Origin of the sequence: Burkholderia seminalis, from assembly GCF_001718535.1 — a bacterium.
Classification (GTDB): domain Bacteria; phylum Pseudomonadota; class Gammaproteobacteria; order Burkholderiales; family Burkholderiaceae; genus Burkholderia; species Burkholderia seminalis.
In genome coordinates this window covers 2,613,202-2,629,509 of sequence record NZ_CP013398.1, presented here as the reverse complement: position 1 = coordinate 2,629,509, position 16,308 = coordinate 2,613,202, and the positions used below count along the sequence as shown (strand labels likewise).

General features: G+C 67.4%; 16 protein-coding genes and 1 pseudogene. 8 read left to right on the top strand and 9 right to left on the bottom strand.

Going from position 1 to position 16,308, the window contains the following annotated elements; translation table 11 throughout:
* Positions 1 to 10: 10 nt before the first annotated feature.
* Positions 11 to 919, bottom strand: coding sequence for a DMT family transporter (locus tag WJ12_RS11900; RefSeq protein WP_059558159.1), 909 nt, complete (start codon positions 917 to 919; stop codon positions 11 to 13).
* Positions 920 to 972: 53 nt separating this feature from the next.
* The gene (locus WJ12_RS11895) at positions 973 to 1,665 is read right to left on the bottom strand and encodes a VOC family protein (protein ID WP_059558158.1); all 693 of its coding nucleotides are present in this window, start codon (positions 1,663 to 1,665) and stop codon (positions 973 to 975) included.
* A gap of 229 nt (positions 1,666 to 1,894) precedes the next feature.
* On the opposite strand from WJ12_RS11895, the gene WJ12_RS11890 reads away from it, so the two are divergent.
* The 4 genes from WJ12_RS11890 to WJ12_RS11875 all read left to right on the top strand — a co-directional run bounded on the left by WJ12_RS11890 (position 1,895) and on the right by WJ12_RS11875 (position 6,491).
* Positions 1,895 to 3,355, top strand: a complete 1,461-nt coding sequence (locus WJ12_RS11890; protein ID WP_034190724.1) for an aminotransferase-like domain-containing protein — start codon at positions 1,895 to 1,897, stop codon at positions 3,353 to 3,355.
* 153 nt (positions 3,356 to 3,508) lie between these two features.
* Positions 3,509 to 5,407 carry a molecular chaperone HtpG gene (gene htpG / locus WJ12_RS11885; RefSeq protein ID WP_034190725.1) on the top strand — a complete coding sequence of 633 codons (1,899 nt, stop codon included), beginning with the start codon at positions 3,509 to 3,511 and terminating at the stop codon, positions 5,405 to 5,407.
* Positions 5,408 to 5,415: 8 nt separating this feature from the next.
* Positions 5,416 to 6,015 carry a chorismate--pyruvate lyase family protein gene (locus WJ12_RS11880; protein ID WP_059558207.1) on the top strand — a complete coding sequence of 200 codons (600 nt, stop codon included), beginning with the start codon at positions 5,416 to 5,418 and terminating at the stop codon, positions 6,013 to 6,015.
* Positions 6,015 to 6,491, top strand: coding sequence for a DNA-deoxyinosine glycosylase (locus WJ12_RS11875; protein WP_059558155.1), 477 nt, complete (start codon positions 6,015 to 6,017; stop codon positions 6,489 to 6,491). The genes WJ12_RS11880 and WJ12_RS11875 overlap by 1 nt, the downstream gene beginning before the upstream one ends.
* 35 nt (positions 6,492 to 6,526) lie before the next feature.
* Here the strand turns inward: WJ12_RS11875 and WJ12_RS11870 are convergent, their stop codons facing one another.
* Positions 6,527 to 7,330: a hypothetical protein gene (locus WJ12_RS11870; RefSeq protein WP_034190831.1), complete on the bottom strand. Its 804-nt coding sequence runs from the start codon at positions 7,328 to 7,330 to the stop codon at positions 6,527 to 6,529.
* Positions 7,331 to 7,406: 76 nt separating this feature from the next.
* Positions 7,407 to 8,102 carry a P-loop NTPase family protein gene (locus WJ12_RS11865; RefSeq protein WP_049031027.1) on the bottom strand — a complete coding sequence of 232 codons (696 nt, stop codon included), beginning with the start codon at positions 8,100 to 8,102 and terminating at the stop codon, positions 7,407 to 7,409.
* 155 nt (positions 8,103 to 8,257) lie between these two features.
* On the opposite strand from WJ12_RS11865, the pseudogene WJ12_RS11860 reads away from it, so the two are divergent.
* A pseudogene (locus WJ12_RS11860) lies at positions 8,258 to 8,596 on the top strand (DNA-deoxyinosine glycosylase); the annotation flags it as partial.
* A gap of 41 nt (positions 8,597 to 8,637) precedes the next feature.
* On the opposite strand, the gene WJ12_RS36745 reads toward WJ12_RS11860, so the two are convergent.
* Positions 8,638 to 8,892, bottom strand: a complete 255-nt coding sequence (locus tag WJ12_RS36745; protein WP_082744701.1) for a hypothetical protein — start codon at positions 8,890 to 8,892, stop codon at positions 8,638 to 8,640.
* 136 nt (positions 8,893 to 9,028) lie between these two features.
* Here WJ12_RS36745 and WJ12_RS11855 point away from each other — a divergent pair, with 136 nt between their 5' ends.
* From WJ12_RS11855 to mctP, 3 genes are all read left to right on the top strand, one after another.
* Positions 9,029 to 9,946: a class I SAM-dependent methyltransferase gene (locus tag WJ12_RS11855; RefSeq protein ID WP_059558153.1), complete on the top strand. Its 918-nt coding sequence runs from the start codon at positions 9,029 to 9,031 to the stop codon at positions 9,944 to 9,946.
* 199 nt (positions 9,947 to 10,145) lie between these two features.
* Complete coding sequence (locus WJ12_RS11850) at positions 10,146 to 10,388, top strand: DUF3311 domain-containing protein (RefSeq protein WP_034190729.1); 243 nt, start codon at positions 10,146 to 10,148, stop codon at positions 10,386 to 10,388.
* Positions 10,385 to 11,935: a monocarboxylate uptake permease MctP gene (mctP, locus tag WJ12_RS11845; RefSeq protein ID WP_059558151.1), complete on the top strand. Its 1,551-nt coding sequence runs from the start codon at positions 10,385 to 10,387 to the stop codon at positions 11,933 to 11,935. Before WJ12_RS11850 ends, mctP begins: the two co-directional genes overlap by 4 nt.
* Positions 11,936 to 12,025: 90 nt before the next feature.
* Here mctP and WJ12_RS11840 read toward each other — a convergent pair whose 3' ends face one another.
* From WJ12_RS11840 to WJ12_RS11825, 4 genes are all read right to left on the bottom strand, one after another.
* Positions 12,026 to 12,481, bottom strand: coding sequence for a VOC family protein (locus WJ12_RS11840; protein WP_034190731.1), 456 nt, complete (start codon positions 12,479 to 12,481; stop codon positions 12,026 to 12,028).
* Positions 12,482 to 12,722: 241 nt separating this feature from the next.
* Positions 12,723 to 13,676 (bottom strand): transaldolase, encoded by a 954-nt coding sequence (gene tal, locus WJ12_RS11835; protein ID WP_034190732.1) that lies wholly within the window; start codon positions 13,674 to 13,676, stop codon positions 12,723 to 12,725.
* Between the two features lie 169 nt (positions 13,677 to 13,845).
* Entirely contained in the window at positions 13,846 to 15,057 is a 1,212-nt protein-coding gene (locus WJ12_RS11830) for a benzoate/H(+) symporter BenE family transporter (RefSeq protein WP_034190733.1), read from the bottom strand.
* Between the two features lie 58 nt (positions 15,058 to 15,115).
* Positions 15,116 to 16,291, bottom strand: coding sequence for a vWA domain-containing protein (locus tag WJ12_RS11825; protein ID WP_034190734.1), 1,176 nt, complete (start codon positions 16,289 to 16,291; stop codon positions 15,116 to 15,118).
* Between the last annotated feature and the right edge of the window lie 17 nt (positions 16,292 to 16,308).

Below are 16,308 nucleotides of genomic sequence, written 5' to 3'. Positions count from 1 at the left end.
GCGCACCTCATCAACCGGCGCGAGCGGGACGCGGGGCCGTGGCCACCGCCGAGCGGCGCCCGAGCACCACGGTGGCGATCACGGCCGCCGCGAACAGCCACGTCGACGGCGTGACGGTCTCGCCGAACAGCAGGGCGGAAAAGGCGATCGTGAAGAAAATCTGCAGCAGCTGCACCTGGCCGACACGTGCGGTGCCCCCCATCGCGAGCCCCGCATACCAGGCGAAAAAGCCGATGAATTGCGAAAAAAGGGTCACGTAACCGAACGCGAGCCACGTGCGCGGCGCGAGCGGGCCCGGATGCGCGGCATGCTGCATCCACGCGAGCCAGCCGACCGGCAGCACGAGGAACGGCGCCGACACGACGAGCGCCCAGCAGATCACCTGCCAGCCGCCGATCTGGCGCGCGAGGCGCGCGCCTTCCGCGTAGCCGAGCGCGCCGATGCCGACCGCGACGAGCATCAGCGCGTCGCCGGCCTGCAGGGTGCCGCCGCCGTCGCGCAGCGCGAACGCGATCACGAGCGCGCTGCCCGCGACCGCGCTGGCCCAGAACGCCTTCGACGGCCGCTCGTGCGACAGCCACGCCGCGTACAGCGCGACGAACAGCGGCTGCAGCCCGTTGACGACCGCGCCGTGCGACGCCGGCACCGATTTCATCGCCCACGCGGAGAACACCGGATACGCGATGATCACGCCGGCCGACGTGATCGCGAGACTTTTCACTTGCGCGCGGGTCGGCAGCGCCTCGCGGCGCCACCACAGCAGCAGGCCGGCCGGCACGGCCGCGGCGAGCGCGCGGCCGAGCCCGTTGAGCAGCGGGTTGAGTTCGGACACGACGATTCGCGTCATCGGCAGCGTCAGGCTGAAGATCATCACGCCGATCAGGCCGAGCAGCATGCCCCGGGTTTCGCGCGAATTCATGTGGCGGTGTCTCCGTATTGCAGGTCGTTGTCGTCGGGAACGCGGCGGCGCGTTCAGCGCAGCGTACGGGCGCCTTGCGGCGTATCGAATTCGGCCACGAGCGCGGGCGGACCTTCACCCGCGTCGAGATCGAGCAGCTGGGCGGCGCCGAGCCAGTCGAGCTGCTCGCGGATGACGTCGGCACGCGGGTGGGTGCCCTTGAGCGCCTTCAGCGCGACGCCGTTGCCCGGCAGCGACTCGGCCGGGTGGCGCGGGCTGTCCCACTGGATCAGCGACGGCGCGAGCCCGTCGCCCGAGCCCTGCCAGGCGGGGAAGCTGCCGTCGTCGGGCACTGTGAGGCCCCAGCGCAGGTCGCCGCGGCTCATCGCGACCACGGGCGCGATGCGGGCCGGGTACTGGCTCTGCCACAGGGCAAGCTGGCGCGGGCGGTCGACGCGCGCGACCCAGTGCGCGAGGAACGGGCCCTGCGCGAGCCGCGCGTGCATCGCCGGATCGTCGAGGCCGAACAGCCGTGCGCGCGGCGGCTTCGCGCCGTCGTCCGCGGCAGGCGCGTCGGGGTCGATCGCGATCACTTCGAGGTAGAGCCCGCCCCACGCGCCGAACAGCGCATTGTGGGTCCGCATCAGCGGGTGGCGGCCGCCGCCGGCCGGATCGATGCCGAGCGCGTCGGCGACATGGCGAACGCCTTCGTCGAGCGTGCGCGCGGCGATCACGAGATGGTCGAGTGTCAGGGAGCGGGCTGGCATGAACGTCGGTCGGGAAGCGAAAGTGTCATGGTAGGCGGGCGAGGCGCCGGGCGGTAGCCGGCCTGGCCGGCGCACCGGCCGCGACGCGGGCCGGGCGGCGCGGCGCCGGTGCGGCGGGGCCAGAGCGACGGCCGCACGTGCGCCATTCCGGTCAACTGTAATCGGCGTTACCGGCACAGTAACGGTACAATCGGCGCGATAGCCTTCGGTACAGTTGGAGCTGCCGCCCATGTCCATCGTCCCACTCGCCCAGATTCCCGCGCCGCACGACACGGCCACGCTCACGCTCGTCGACCAGCTGGTCCAGTGGGCGCGGCGGCGCATCGACGAACGCGTGTTCCGTCCCGGCATGCGGATGCCGTCGATCCGCAAGCTCGCGCTCGACAAGAGCGTGTCGCGTTTCACCGTCGTCGAGGCGTACGAGCGCCTCGTCGCACAGGGCTACCTCGACTCGCGGCGCGGCTCGGGCTTCTACGTGCGCGAGCGCACGGGCGCCGGCCCGCAGCCGGCCGACGGCGTCGCGCGCGTGGCCGAGGCCGCGCCCGTGCACAACACGATCGACGTCGTCTGGCTGCTGCGCAACATGCTGCACACCGTCAGCCCGGAGAAGGGGCCGGGCCTCGGCTACCTGCCGGGCCGCTGGCTCGACGGCGAGCTGATCACCGGCGCGCTGCGCGCGCTGGGGCGCCAGTCGGGCGCGCAGATGCTCGGTTTCGGCACCGCGCAGGGTTTCCTGCCGCTGCGCCAGCAACTGCAGACGCGCCTCGCCGAAGTCGAGATCGGCGCGAAACCCGAGCAGATCGTGCTCGTCTCGGGAATCACGCAGGCGATCGACCTGATTTCGCGGATCTACATGCGGCCCGGCGACGCGGTGATCGTCGGCGATCCCGCGTGGTTCCAGATGTTCGGGCGCTTCGCGGCGCAGGGCGCGCAGCTCGTCGGGATGCCGTACACGCCCGACGGCCCCGATCTCGACGCGCTCGAAACGCTGGTGCAGATGTGGCGGCCGAAGATGCTCGTGATCAACTCGGTGCTGCAGAACCCGACCGGCACGTCGTTGTCGGCCGCGCAGGCGTTCCGGATCCTGAAGCTCGCGGAGGCGTACGATTTCCTCGTCGTCGAGGACGACGTGTACGGCGACCTGTGCCCGCCGAGTTATCCGGCCACGCGCCTCGCGAGCCTCGACCAGTTGAAGCGCGTGATCTACCTCGGCAGCTATTCGAAGACGCTCGCGGCGAACCTGCGGGTCGGTTACGTGGCGTGCGCGCCGGAGATCGCGAAGGCGGTCACCGACCAGAAGATGCTGGTCGGGATGACGACGCCCGAGCTCAACGAGCGCGTGCTGTACAAGATCCTGACCGAAGGGCATTACCGGCGCCACGTCGAGCGGCTGCGCGCGCGGCTCGACGGCGTGCGCGACAAGACCGCGCGGATGCTCGAGCGCACCGGGCTCGGGCTGTTCACGATGCCGGCGGCCGGGATGTTCCTGTGGGCCGACACGGGCGTCGATTCGGACGCGCTCGCGGCGGTCGCGCACGAGGCCGGCTTCCTGCTGACGCCGGGCAGCCTGTTCTCGCCGCAGCAGTCGCCGTCGACCTGGATGCGCTTCAATGTCGCGAACTGCGGCGATCCGGCGCTGCCGGGGCTGCTGGCCGGCTATATCGACTCGGCGGTGCGGCGCGCGTCGTGACGCGGCGCGTCGTGTCTTGAAATCGCGCGCGCCGTCCCCAGATACGCGCGCAAACCGCTGGCGCCGGGCGGTCGTCCTCCACGGACTCGCGGGCATCGCGCCCCGGGCGCCTGCGCCACACCATCCCTGTTCAAGTAAGAGGAAACAGCATCCATGGCACATGAAACGATGAGCTTTCAGGCAGAGGTCAAGCAACTCCTCCACCTGATGATCCATTCGCTCTACAGCAACAAGGAAATCTTCCTGCGCGAACTGGTGTCGAACGCGTCCGACGCGGTCGACAAGCTGCGTTTCGAAGCGCTCGCGGACAACGCGCTGTACGAGAACGATCCGAACCTGCGCATCCGCATCGGCTACGACAAGGCCGCGCGCACCATCACGATCGACGACAACGGCATCGGCATGAGCCGCGACGAGGCGATCGCGAACCTCGGCACGATCGCGCGCTCGGGCACCAAGGAATTCTTCACGAAGCTGTCGGGCGACCAGCAGAAGGACGCGGCGCTGATCGGCCAGTTCGGCGTCGGTTTCTACTCGGGCTTCATCGTCGCGGACAAGATCACCGTCGAGACGCGCCGCGCCGGCCTGCCGGCGAACCAAGCCGTGCGCTGGGAAAGCGCGGGCGAGGGCGACTTCACGATCGACGCGATCGAGCGCGCGCAGCGCGGCACGACGATCACGCTGCACCTGCGCGAGGGCGAGGACGAGCTGCTGTCGTCGCACCGCCTGCGCTCGATCATCCAGAAGTATTCCGACCACATCGCGCTGCCGATCCTGATGCGCAAGGAAGAATGGGATCAGGAAAAGGGCGAGATGGTCCTGAAGGACGAGGACGAGACCGTCAACCAGGCGAGCGCGCTGTGGACGCGTTCGAAGAGCGACGTCACCGACGAGCAGTACACGCAGTTCTACCAGCACATCGCGCACGATCACCAGGATCCGCTCACCTGGACGCACAACCGCGTCGAGGGCCGCAGCGAATACACGCAACTGCTGTTCGTGCCGTCGCACGCGCCGTTCGACCTGTGGAACCGCGACTATCGCGGCGGCCTGAAGCTGTACGTGAAGCGCGTGTTCATCATGGACGACGCCGAGCAGCTGCTGCCGCAATACCTGCGTTTCGTGAAGGGCGTCGTCGATTCGGCCGACCTGCCGCTGAACGTGTCGCGCGAGATCCTGCAGGAAAGCCGCGACGTGAAGGCGATCCGCGAAGGCGTGACCAAGCGCGCGCTGTCGATGCTCGAGGAACTCGCCAATGCGGAAGACGAAACCGGCAAGGAAAAGTACAAGACGTTCTGGGGCGCGTTCGGCCAGGTGCTGAAGGAAGGCCTCGGCGAGGATCACGCGAACCGCGAGCGCATCGCGAAGCTGCTGCGCTTCGCGTCGACGCACGGCGACACCGACGCACAGGACGTGTCGCTCGCCGACTACGTGTCGCGCATGAAGCCCGAGCAGAGCAAGATCTACTACGTGACCGCCGACACCTGGCAGGCCGCGAAGAACAGCCCGCACCTCGAAGTGTTCCGCAAGAAGGGCGTCGAGGTGCTGCTGCTGACCGATCGCGTCGACGAATGGATGCTGTCGTTCCTGCATGAATTCGACGGCAAGCCGCTCGCGAGCGTGGCCCGCGGCGATCTCGATCTCGGCGAGCTGAACGACGAGGAGAAGAAGGCGCAGGAGCAGGCGGGCGAAGCGATCAAGCCGGTCGTCGAGAAGATGAAGGAAGCGCTCGGCGACAAGGTGAAGGAAGTGCGCGTCACGTTCCGCCTGACCGATTCGCCGTCGTGCCTCGTCGCGGACGACAACGACATGAGCGGCTACCTGCAGCGGATGCTGAAGGCCGCAGGGCAGAACGCGCCGGCGATGCAGCCGATCCTCGAGATCAATCCCGAGCACGCGCTCGTGAAGCAGCTGAACGCAGACAGCGCCGATTTCGGCGACTGGTGCCATCTGCTGTTCGATCAGGCGCTGCTGGCCGAAGGCGGCATGCTCGACGATCCGGCGAGCTTCGTGAAGCGGACCAACGCGCTGCTGCTGTCGCGCGCCGCGTGAATCCGCGCATGCGATTCGACGGCGGTCAGGCCGGCTGGCGCGAGACGCCGCGGCCGGGCTGCTCGCCCGACCAGCGCGACTGGCTGACGCGCGGCGGATCGCTGACGGCCCATCTCGCGCGGCTCGGCCGCGTGAGCGTGCGCGTGACGCGCGAGGCCGTCGACGGTCCGTGGTTCGACGAGCCGGACGCGCTTGCCTGTGCGCCGCGCGCGCCGATGTGGGTGCGCGAGGTGATCCTGTCGGTCGACGGCGTGCCGTACGTCGCCGCGCACAGCATCGCGCCGCTCGCGGCCAGCAAGGGCGTGTGGCAGGCGATGCGGCGGCTGCGCACGCGGCCGCTCGCGGAGCTGCTGTACAGCGATCCGCAGGTCGAGCGCTCGGCGCTCGTCAGCCGGCGCGTGATCGCCGGTCATCCGCTGTATGCGCTCGCGAGCCATGCGCTCGGCATCGGCGCGCGCGCGCCGCATGCGTTCGCGGCGCGGCGTTCGGTGTTTCAGCGTCACGGCAAGCCGCTGATGGTCACCGAGTGCATGCTGCCGGCGCTGTGGCGCCATCTCGCCGCGCACGGCGACGGGCCGCGCTCCGTCGGGCCGCGTGGGGACGCGTGATGCTGCGGGGTTTTCCGCCGGTCGTCGCGCCGGATACGCACACGATGATCCTCGGGAGCTTTCCGGGCGAGGCGTCGCTCGATGCCGCGCAGTACTACGCGCATCCACGCAACCAGTTCTGGCGGCTGCTCGGCGCGGTGCTCGAGGAACCCGGGCTGCACGAACTCGCGTATGACGCACGGCTCGAACGCGTGCTTGCGCACGGCATCGGCGTCTGGGACGTGCTCGATGCCTGCCATCGACAAGGCAGTCTCGATTCGGCGATCCGGAATGCGAAGCCGAACGACTTTGCTTCGTTGCGCGAGCACGCGCCGTTGCTGAAGAAAGTCTGCTTCAACGGCAAGACGGCGGGGCGGTTTGCCGATGTAATCGGCGCGGCGGGTTATGAAACGCTCGTATTGCCTTCGTCGAGTCCAGCGAACGCGACGTTGTCGTTCGAACAGAAACTGGTGCTCTGGCGTGCACTTCGCACCTGAGGCGCGGTGGAGGCCGGGTCGGTGAAGCAGCGCTATCAGGCGGGTGGCGGCAGGTGCCTGGCGCCCCTGGCCGCGGTGATGCGACCCTGTGCGGCGACGAGTGGGTCGTCGGTGGTCGCCACCAGCCACAGACGCGCGTGCTCTTCGATCCGGCGGTTGTGGTCCTTCAACGGGCCCATCGCGGCAGCGGCCTTCCAGACCACCGGGCCGATTCGGCTACTCCTGCCCGACGGCGCGCCCACCAGCAGGCAGTAAGGTCCCAGCGGAAGCGATACGAACGGAAGTGCCGGACTGGCGATCACGCGCCAGTCGATGAAGGGTGTATCGCTGATCAGCAGCGGCGTGGGCAAGCCGTAGAGCACACTGAAGTCGTACAGCGCCAGCTGCTCTCGCATGGCGACGTACGTTCGCCGGATGTCGTCGACGACCGCCGCGCGGATCTCGTCCTCGAACATGGGTTCCTGCGCGTAGCGGGCAAATGCCTGTCGAGCCTCCCATTGATACGCGCTGAACAGGCCGATTTCCACGCAGTCCTGCACCGCACGCTGAACCTCCGCTACGGAACCGGCTTCCCCTGGCGTTCCCAGCTGCGCAGCCCGCAAAAAGCGGGCAAGTCCTTCCTCGTGGATCGCGGGACCCTCCGCGGATGCGTCGTCGTCAGTGTTCTTGCCCAGCGGCACGTAGATATATTGCTCGGCAGCGAAATGCGATTTCTTGCCTGCATCGAACTTGATTTCGCCATCGACGCAGTCGAGATAGCGCGTCCCGATCCGGCCGTGCTCCCAAACCCAATTTTTCAGGAACGGACGGAGTGGATGCAGTCTGTCGTGATCGGCCATCGCAACCTCCAAGTTTCCCCGCATGAGCCATTCCGGCCACTCGCCGCACCCGCCGCGCCGTCGCAGCGGCCCCGCACTACAAGGCGAGCGTGCCCAGCTCCTCGTAAGTACGATGCAGCCAGACCTTGACGCGCTGCCGCTCCAGCAAGCCGAGCCCCGTGGCGGCGCGGTCGGGATGATTGACCGCCGCCCAGAAGCTCGCGCTTTGACGATCGATCTTCTGCATCGTCGTATCGGGCAGGCGGCGCAGCGTAATCACGCTGGCGCCGAGGGCCTCGGCCCGCTCGCGTTCGCCGGACGCCTCCAGAATCTCGAAGCGATCGCCGCGAACTTCATTCAGTACCAGCACCAGCTTGATTCGTCCACCGAATTCGTCGAGCCATTGCCGCAGCAGATCGACCGAATCGCGTCCGGTGTCCATCACGTGCCACCACGTCAACGTGAGGCCGTGTTCTGCGGCAAAATCCAGCACGTCCGAATCGTCGAGCCATCTTGCGAGCGACTGCCGCGTCTGGGCCGCGAGGTCGACCAGTATGCGCCGCTGCGGATCTTCGAGCGCCGATTCCATGACCGGGTCGAGGCTGTCGTGCTGGTCGAGCACGGCAGGCGCGGCAAAATCGGCATAGAACCGCAGTAGCGCGCCGTGCGATCGGTCGGTATCGAAGCCCACGAAGGGCACGCTCCGATCGATGAAATACTGGGCCAGCACACGGGCGGCGAGCGATTTGCCGACGCCGCCTTTTTCCCCGCCGATGAAGTGGATGTGACTCATGAATGCGAAATCCCGTGTGATGGAGCAGGTATGGCCGGAACGGATGTTGGCAGGCTTCGATGACGTTACTGCGTACAGGTCACGTCGAAAGAGCATGCAGGTGCGACAGCAGCATGCTGTCTGACCGACGCCGATGTCAAACTGAACAAAATGGCAACCCGTTCTGGCGGCTGCTCGGCGCGGTGCTCGGCGAGCCGATGCTGCATGCGCTGTCGTACGACGCGCGGCTCGTGTGCGTGCTTTCGCATGGCATCGGCATCCGGGACGTGCTCGATGCTTGCCATCGCCAGGGCAGTCTCGATTCGGCGATCCGGAAAGCAAGACCGAACGATTTCGATTCGTCGCGCGAGCATACGCCGCGGCTGAAGCGCGTGTGCGTCAACGGCAAGACGGCGGGGCGGTTTGCCGACGTGATCGGCCAGGCCGGGTACGAGACGCTCGTGCTGCCTTCGTCGAGCCCGGCGAAGGCAATGCCGTCGTTCGAGCGGGGGCTGGAATTCCGGTGTCGACGGCCGATGCCGGTTCGGCACGATCGTCAATCGTCCTCGCCCCATCGCCACCGGGGCTTCTCGCCTTTGAGCCAGCACACCGCAATCAGCAGCGCGACCCACACCGCGATGCAAACGGCGTATGCAAGCGGCGAGCGTTGCGGCGGCACCCGCCACGCAGTCGCGATGATGCCGGCCGCGAACAGCAGCAGCACGACCCAGCCCTGCCACGCGACCGGCAAACCCCATCCCCAGCCGTAGCGTTTCGCCGGAAACCAGATCTTCCTGTCGTTCGATGTCATGTGTCCTCCTTCGATCGATGAAGGCAGCCTCGCGTCGACGGCATCCGGGATCGTGCACCGCGCGTCGCGGCCGCCATCACGCACCAATGCTATCCTCTCGTCCGCCAAAACCAGCATCACCCAGCGAGATTCAATCATGACCCGACTGATCAAGCGCGCGTCCGCCGAGGCGCGTGCATTCAAGCAAGGCAAGCCGTCCTCGTACAACGGCTCCGAAAAGCTCCAGCCGCCGCGCGTGAAGCGTCGCCCGGACATCGACGAACACGACGACGTGCCGGTGCTCGAAGCGCCGCGCAAGCCGCGCTTCGCGCCCGTTACGTTCTCCGAAGAAGGCGGCGTGCGCTTCCTGCACTTCGGTACCGAATGGGTGCAGGGCGCGATGCGGATCTCGAAGCCGCTCGCCATCGAGCTCGAATACGCGCAGCAGATGATGGCATGGCTGCTGTTCCTCGAAACGCCCGAGCGGATCGTCCAGCTCGGGCTCGGCACCGGCGCGCTGACCAAGTTCTCGCACCGTTTCCTGCCGGACGCGAAGGTCGAGGCCGTCGAACTGAATCCGGCCGTGATCGTCGCCGCGCGCACGATGTTCGCGCTGCCGCCCGACGACGCGCGCCTCGTCGTGCATGAAGCCGACGCGTGGGACTTCGTCAACGACCCGGCCAACCGCGGCACGACGGGCGCGATCCAGATCGACCTGTACGACGCGACCGCGCGCGGCCCCGTGCTCGACAGCGTCGCGTTCTACCGCGCGGTGCGCGGCTGTCTCGCGGAGGCGGGCATCGCGACGATCAACCTGTTCGGCGATCATCCGAGCTTCGTGCGCAACATGAAGCACCTGAACGCGGCGTTCGATCATCGCGTGATCGCGCTGCCCGAAGTGCACGACGGCAACCGGATCGCGATCGCGTTCTCGGGCCCGGCGCTCGACGTGCCGTTCGCGCAGCTCGACGCCCGCGCGAAGCTGATCGAGGACACGCTGAAGCTGCCCGCGCGCAAGTGGGTGAAAGCTTTGAAAGCAACGACCGGCGCACGCGACACCTCGTTCGCGATCTGACGCTTCACGCACCGGCGGCAGCCCGGTGCAACCATGCGACAAGGGGCGGATCACCTCGGGTTCGCCCCTGCTTGACCGCGTGCTCGCGGCTCCTATACTGGCGCGAAGCCAGGGGAGCCGCAGCCTACCCGTTTCGCCGCTCCTCCCGGCGCCGTACCCGCTCAACAAGATCGATATCCGGGAAAGAAGAGGAGACGTCATGGCTCACGATGCCGACGCCAACCGGGCCGCGAAGCGCTGGCTCTGGCTGCTGGTACTGCCGCTGATTGCGATGGTCTGGGTACCGTCGTACAGCAAGATCGAACCGCAGATGTTCGGTTTTCCGTTTTTCTACTGGTATCAGCTGCTTTGGGTCTTCATCAGCGCGGTGATCACCGCGTTCGTGTACTTCAAGACCAAGAACGCGTGGAAGGCGGGCGGCCCGCAGGGAGGTGCGCGATGAATCTCGGCGCAACCTTCGTCTTCGTCCTGCTGTTCATCGGCGTCACGATCATCGGTTTCCTGGCCGCGAACTGGCGGCGCGGCGATCTCGCCCATCTCGACGAATGGGGCCTCGGCGGACGCCGCTTCGGCACGATCGTCACGTGGTTCCTGCTCGGCGGCGACCTCTACACGGCCTACACGTTCGTCGCGGTGCCCGCGCTCGTGTTCGGCGCCGGCGCGATGGGCTTCTTCGCGCTGCCCTATACGATCCTGATCTATCCGTTCGCGTTCGTCGTGTTCCCGAAGCTGTGGAGCATCGCGAAGCGGCACGGCTACGTGACGTCCGCCGACTTCGTCAACGCGCGCTACGGCAGCCGGATGCTCGCGCTGGCGATCGCGGTGACGGGCATCGTCGCGACGATGCCGTACATCGCGCTGCAGCTCGTCGGCATCGAAGTGGTGATCGGCGCGCTCGGCTTCGACACGACCGGCTTCGTCGGCGACCTGCCGCTGATCATCGCGTTCGCGATCCTCGCCGCGTACACGTACACGTCGGGGCTGCGCGCGCCGGCCATGATCGCGATCGTGAAGGACATCCTGATCTACATCACGATCGCGGCGGCGGTCGTCGTGATCCCGGCGAAGCTCGGCGGCTTCGGGCACATCTTCGCGAGCGTGCCGCCGGCGAAGCTGCTGCTGAAGGCGCCCGATGCGGCGAGCCTGAACGGCTACAGCGCGTACGCGACGCTCGCGATCGGCTCGGCGCTCGCGCTGTTCCTGTACCCGCACTCGGTCACGGCGATCCTGTCGTCGTCGTCGGGCAACTCGATTCGCCGCAACATGGCGATGCTGCCCGCGTACTCGTTCGTGCTCGGCCTGCTCGCGCTGCTCGGCTACATGGCGCTCGCGTCGGGCGTGAAGGACATGCCGCAGTACGCGCCGTACTTCAAGGCGTTCGGTCCGAACTTCGCGGTGCCCGCGCTGTTCCTCGAGTACTTCCCGTCGTGGTTCGTCGGTGTCGCGTTCGCGGCGATCGGCATCGGTGCGCTGGTGCCGGCGGCGATCATGTCGATCGCGGCCGCGAACCTGTACACGCGCAACATCCACCGCGAGTTCGTGAACCGCAACATGACGCACGAGCAGGAGACGCACGTCGCGAAGCTCGTGTCGCTGATCGTGAAGGTCGGCGCGGTCGCGTTCATCCTCGGGCTGCCGCTGACCTATGCGATCCAGCTGCAGCTGCTCGGCGGGATCTGGATCATCCAGACGCTGCCTGCGATCGTGCTCGGCCTGTACACGCGCATGCTCGACCATCGCGGTTTGCTGGCCGGCTGGGCGGCAGGCATCGTGTGCGGCACGTGGATGGCGATTTCGCTGAAGCTGGCCGGCTCGATCTTCACGATCCACCTGTTCGGCCTCGCGATTCCCGGCTACGCGGCCGTCTGGTCGCTGATCGTGAACCTGGTGGTGGCGGTGGCGGTGAGCGTGCTGGTGCGCGTGATGGGCATGGCGCACGCGGAAGACCGCACGCGGCCGGAGGACTATCTCGACGTCGTCGAGGGCTGACGGCGGCGGCATGCGCGGCGGTGTGCCGCGCATGCGTCGCGCGGCAACGAAAACGCCCGCCACCGCAACGTGGCGGGCGTTCCTTTTGCATCAGCCCTGCGCGTGTTTCGCGAGTGCCTCGCGTTGCGACAGGTCCTCGACGTTGACCATCCAGTGCACGCCGAAACGATCCTTCGCCATCCCGAAGCCGAGCGCCCAGAACGTCTTGCCGAACGGCATCGTCACTTCGCCGCCGTCGGCGAGCGCATTGAACAGCTTCTGCCCTTCGTCGACCGTCGCCGGGTTCAGCGACAGCGAATAACCGGCGTGCGCGGCGCCGGCCGGCTGGCTGCAGTCGCCGTCCGAGCACATGATCATCGAGTCGCCGATCGTGAAGCTCGCGTGCATCACCTTGTCGGCCATCTCCGGCGACATCGGGTGGTCGGGGTTCGGCGGCCCATCCTTGAAGTGCATCTTGAACATGGTCTTCGCACCGAGCGCCTTTTCGTAGAACTGAAGGGCTTCGTCGGCGCGACCGTAGAACGTCAGGTACGGTTGGACTTGCATCGTTGTCTCCTGTAATGGGCCGTGCCAGCGCGTCGGCGCGGGTTCGGCGTCGTGCAAGATTGACTGGGGAAGGGCGCATCGGGAGGCGGCCGCCGCACCCGTGACGTGGATTGTAGTGCGCGCGCTTGACGATGGAATGAAAAATAAAAACGGCCGCGAACATCCCGTTCGCGGCCGTGTGCGGCGTGCTTGCCGACGGCTGTTGCCCGTGTTGCTGACAGCCGCTGACGCGCGTGGCGGGTCAGCGCAGCGCGTCGATCAGCTTCTCGAGCTTCACCGCGTCGGCGGCGAATACGCGGATGCCTTCCGCGAGCTTCTCGGTCGCCATCGCTTCGTCGTTCAGCTGGAAGCGGAACGACGCCTCGTCGATCGCGACGCGCTCGGACGGCTTGTCCTGCAGCGATTCCGGCGACAGCTTGCGCGCGACCGTCTCGTTGCTGTCCTGCAGCTTCTGCAGCAAATCGGGACTGATGGTCAGCAGGTCGCAGCCGGCGAGTTCGGTGATCTGGCTCGTGGTGCGGAAGCTCGCGCCCATCACTTCGGTCTTGTAGCCGAACGTCTTGTAGTACGTGTAGATGCGGCGCACCGACTGCACGCCCGGATCGTTCGCGCCGCCGTCCTTCTCTTCGTTCCATTCCGCGCCGGCCTGTTTCTTGTACCAGTCGTAGATGCGGCCGACGAACGGCGAGATCAGTTGCGCGCCGGCTTCCGCGCACGCGGCGGCCTGCACGAGCGAGAAAAGCAGGGTCATGTTGCACTTGATCCCTTCCTTCTGCAGCACCTCGGCCGCGCGGATGCCTTCCCACGTCGACGCGAGCTTGATCAGGATGCGGTCGCGGCCGATGCCGGCTGCTTCGTACAGCTTGATGAGCTCGCGGCCCTTGTCGATCGAGCGTTGCGTGTCGAACGACAGGCGCGCGTCGACTTCGGTCGACACACGGCCCGGGATCAGCTTCAGGATCTCGGTGCCGAAGGCGATCAGCAGGCGGTCGATGATGAAATCGGTGCTTTCGTTGCGGTGATCGCGGACGGTTTTCTCGAGGATCGGCTTGTACGCATCCTTCTGGACGGCCTTCAGGATCAGCGACGGGTTCGTGGTCGCGTCCTGCGGCTTGTATTGCGCAAGCTGCTGGAAGTCGCCCGTGTCGGCGACGACGGTCGTGTACTGCTTCAGCTGGTCGAGTGCGGTAGTCATGGCGATTCGGAAGAAGGGCGCGGGGCGCCGGGTTCTCACGGGCCGCGCGAGCGCGGCGGCGAAGCGAAGCGGCGCGCGGCGCCGCTTCCGGATCCATCATTTTAGGCCCGATTCGTGTCGAGCACGTTTTGGCGTGCCTGAGGCACGCCGCGACAGGCCGCGAGCCGCGTCACGCGGGGCGCCGCGCGTTCAGGATCACCTGCGTGACGATCCCCGCGACGAGCCCCCAGAACGCCGAGCCGATCGACAGCAGCGTGAGGCCCGACGCGGTGACCATGAACGTGACGAGCGCGGCCTCGCGCTGCTTCACGTCCTGCATCGCGTTCGCGAGCCCGCTCATGATCGAGCCGAACAGCGCGAGCGCGGCGACCGATACCACGAGCGCCTTCGGCAGCGCCGCGAACAGCGCGGCGATCGTCGCGCCGAAGATGCCGGCGACCAGGTAGAACATGCCGCACCACACGGCGGCCGTGTAGCGCTTCGCGTGATCCTCGTGCGCTTCGGGGCCCGTACAGATCGCGGCCGTGATCGCCGCGAGGTTCACGCCGTGCGAGCCGAACGGCGCGAGCAGCAGCGACGCGAGGCCGGTCGTCGCGATCAGCGGCGACGACGGTGTCGGGTAGCCGTCCGCGCGCAGCACCGCGATGCCCGGCACGTTCTGCGACGCCATCGCGACGACGAACAGCGGAATGCCGATGCTGACGATCGACGCGATCGAGAGCGCGGGCATCGTGAACACCGGTTGCGCGAGCGCGATGTGGAAGCGGCTGAAGTCGAGCAGGCCGAGGCCGCCGGCCACCGCCGTGCCGACGATCAGCGTGGTCACGATCGCATAACGCGGCGCGAGCCGCTTGACGATCAGGTAGGTGAAGAACATCGCGAGCACGAGCGCGGTCTGGAACTGCGCGGCGCGAAAGATCTCGATGCCGATCTCGAACAGGATGCCCGCGAGCAGCGCGGCGGCGATGCCGGCCGGAATCCGGCGCATCAGCGTGTCGAACAGGCCGCTCATGCCGACGGCCGTCAGCAGCAGCGCGCACACGACGAACGCGCCGATCGCCTCGGCGTAGGGCACGCCGGGCAGCGACGCGATCAGCAGCGCGGCGCCGGGCGTCGACCACGCGACGACGACGGGCGCGCGAAACCGCAGCGACAGGCCGATCGTCGTCAGCGCCATGCCGATCGACAGCGCCCAGATCCACGACGAGATCTGCGCATCGGTGAGGTGGGCGGCGCGGCCGGCCTGGAACATCAGCACGAGCGAACTCGTGTAGCCGGTCATCATCGCGACGAAGCCGGCGACGAGCGCCGACACGGACGTATCGGCGAAAAAGCGGCGGCCGCCGGCGCGGCTGGCGCTCGCGGTGGGCGAGGGATTCATGCTATCTCCGGGGGAGGCCGCTCGGACGCGGCCCTTGTTTGGTGCGAGTGGGGTGGCGTTACTTGCTGAGTGCGCGCATCGCGGTTTCGAGGCCCGCGAGCGTGAGCGGATACATGCGATGGCCGAGCAGGTCGCGGATCACCGCGACCGACTGCCGGTACTCCCATAGCCGCTCGGGCTCGGGGTTCAGCCATGCATGATGGGGGAACTGGTCGGCCAGCCGGCGCAGCCATACGGCGCCGGCCTCCGGGTTGTTGTATTCGACCGAGCCGCCGGGCTGCAGCACTTCGTACGGGCTCATCGTCGCGTCGCCGACGAAGATCAGCTTGTAGTCGGGCGTGAACTTGTGCAGCACGTCCCACGTCGCGGTGCGCTCCGAGTGGCGGCGGCGGTTGTTCTTCCACAGGTGGTCGTACACGCAGTTGTGGAAGTAGAAGAATTCGAGATGCTTGAATTCGGCCTTCGCGGCCGAGAACAGCTCTTCGGTGCGCTTGATGTGGTCGTCCATCGAGCCGCCGACGTCGAGCAGCATCAGCACCTTCACGTTGTTGTGGCGCTCGGGCACCATCCGCAGGTCGAGCCAGCCCGCGTTCGCGGCCGTGCTGCGGATCGTGCCGGGCAGGTCGAGCTCTTCCGCCGCGCCTTCGCGCGCGAAGCGGCGCAGCCGCCGCAGCGCGACCTTGATGTTGCGCGTGCCGATCTCGACCGAATCGTCGTAGTCGCGATAGGCGCGTGCCTCCCACACCTTCACCGCGGTGCGGTTGCCGTTCGACGGGCCGCCGATGCGCACGCCTTCGGGGTTGTAGCCGCCGTGCCCGAACGGCGACGTGCCGCCCGTGCCGATCCACTTGTTGCCGCCTTCGTGGCGTTCCTTCTGCTCGTCGAGCAGCGCCTTCAGCCGCTCCATCAGCTTGTCGAGCCCGCCCATCGCCTCGATCTGCGCCTTTTCCTCCGGCGACAGCTCGCGCTCGAGGCGCTTCTCGAGCCAGTCGAGCGGAATGTCGAACGCCTCGGACGGCAGCGCGGACACGCCGTGGAAATACGCGCCGAACGCCTGGTCGAACTTGTCGAAATACTGCTCGTCCTTGACGAGCGTCATCCGCGCGAGGAAGTAGAACGCGTCGATCGACGGCGAGATCAGCCCGGCCTTCAGCGATTCGAGCAGCGTCAGGTATTCCTTCACCGAGACGGGCAGCTTGGCTGCGCGCAGCGCGTAGAAGAAATTGAGCAGCATGGCCGGGCCTTCGCGGG

Bases quoted from the DNA above. Each gene is read 5' to 3' on its own strand.
- WJ12_RS11855 (WP_059558153.1), top strand. From the start codon at position 9,029: ATGACCCGACTGATCAAGCGCGCGTCCGCCGAGGCGCGTGCATTCAAG.
- WJ12_RS11825 (WP_034190734.1), bottom strand. From the start codon at position 16,291: ATGCTGCTCAATTTCTTCTACGCGCTGCGCGCAGCCAAGCTGCCCGTC.
- WJ12_RS36745 (WP_082744701.1), bottom strand. From the start codon at position 8,892: ATGACATCGAACGACAGGAAGATCTGGTTTCCGGCGAAACGCTACGGC.
- WJ12_RS11850 (WP_034190729.1), top strand. From the start codon at position 10,146: ATGGCTCACGATGCCGACGCCAACCGGGCCGCGAAGCGCTGGCTCTGG.
- WJ12_RS11830 (WP_034190733.1), bottom strand. From the start codon at position 15,057: ATGAATCCCTCGCCCACCGCGAGCGCCAGCCGCGCCGGCGGCCGCCGC.
- WJ12_RS11900 (WP_059558159.1), bottom strand. From the start codon at position 919: ATGAATTCGCGCGAAACCCGGGGCATGCTGCTCGGCCTGATCGGCGTG.
- WJ12_RS11880 (WP_059558207.1), top strand. From the start codon at position 5,416: ATGCGATTCGACGGCGGTCAGGCCGGCTGGCGCGAGACGCCGCGGCCG.
- WJ12_RS11895 (WP_059558158.1), bottom strand. From the start codon at position 1,665: ATGCCAGCCCGCTCCCTGACACTCGACCATCTCGTGATCGCCGCGCGC.
- WJ12_RS11840 (WP_034190731.1), bottom strand. From the start codon at position 12,481: ATGCAAGTCCAACCGTACCTGACGTTCTACGGTCGCGCCGACGAAGCC.
- WJ12_RS11865 (WP_049031027.1), bottom strand. From the start codon at position 8,102: ATGAGTCACATCCACTTCATCGGCGGGGAAAAAGGCGGCGTCGGCAAA.
- WJ12_RS11870 (WP_034190831.1), bottom strand. From the start codon at position 7,330: ATGGCCGATCACGACAGACTGCATCCACTCCGTCCGTTCCTGAAAAAT.
- htpG (WP_034190725.1), top strand. From the start codon at position 3,509: ATGGCACATGAAACGATGAGCTTTCAGGCAGAGGTCAAGCAACTCCTC.
- tal (WP_034190732.1), bottom strand. From the start codon at position 13,676: ATGACTACCGCACTCGACCAGCTGAAGCAGTACACGACCGTCGTCGCC.
- WJ12_RS11890 (WP_034190724.1), top strand. From the start codon at position 1,895: ATGTCCATCGTCCCACTCGCCCAGATTCCCGCGCCGCACGACACGGCC.
- mctP (WP_059558151.1), top strand. From the start codon at position 10,385: ATGAATCTCGGCGCAACCTTCGTCTTCGTCCTGCTGTTCATCGGCGTC.
- WJ12_RS11875 (WP_059558155.1), top strand. From the start codon at position 6,015: ATGCTGCGGGGTTTTCCGCCGGTCGTCGCGCCGGATACGCACACGATG.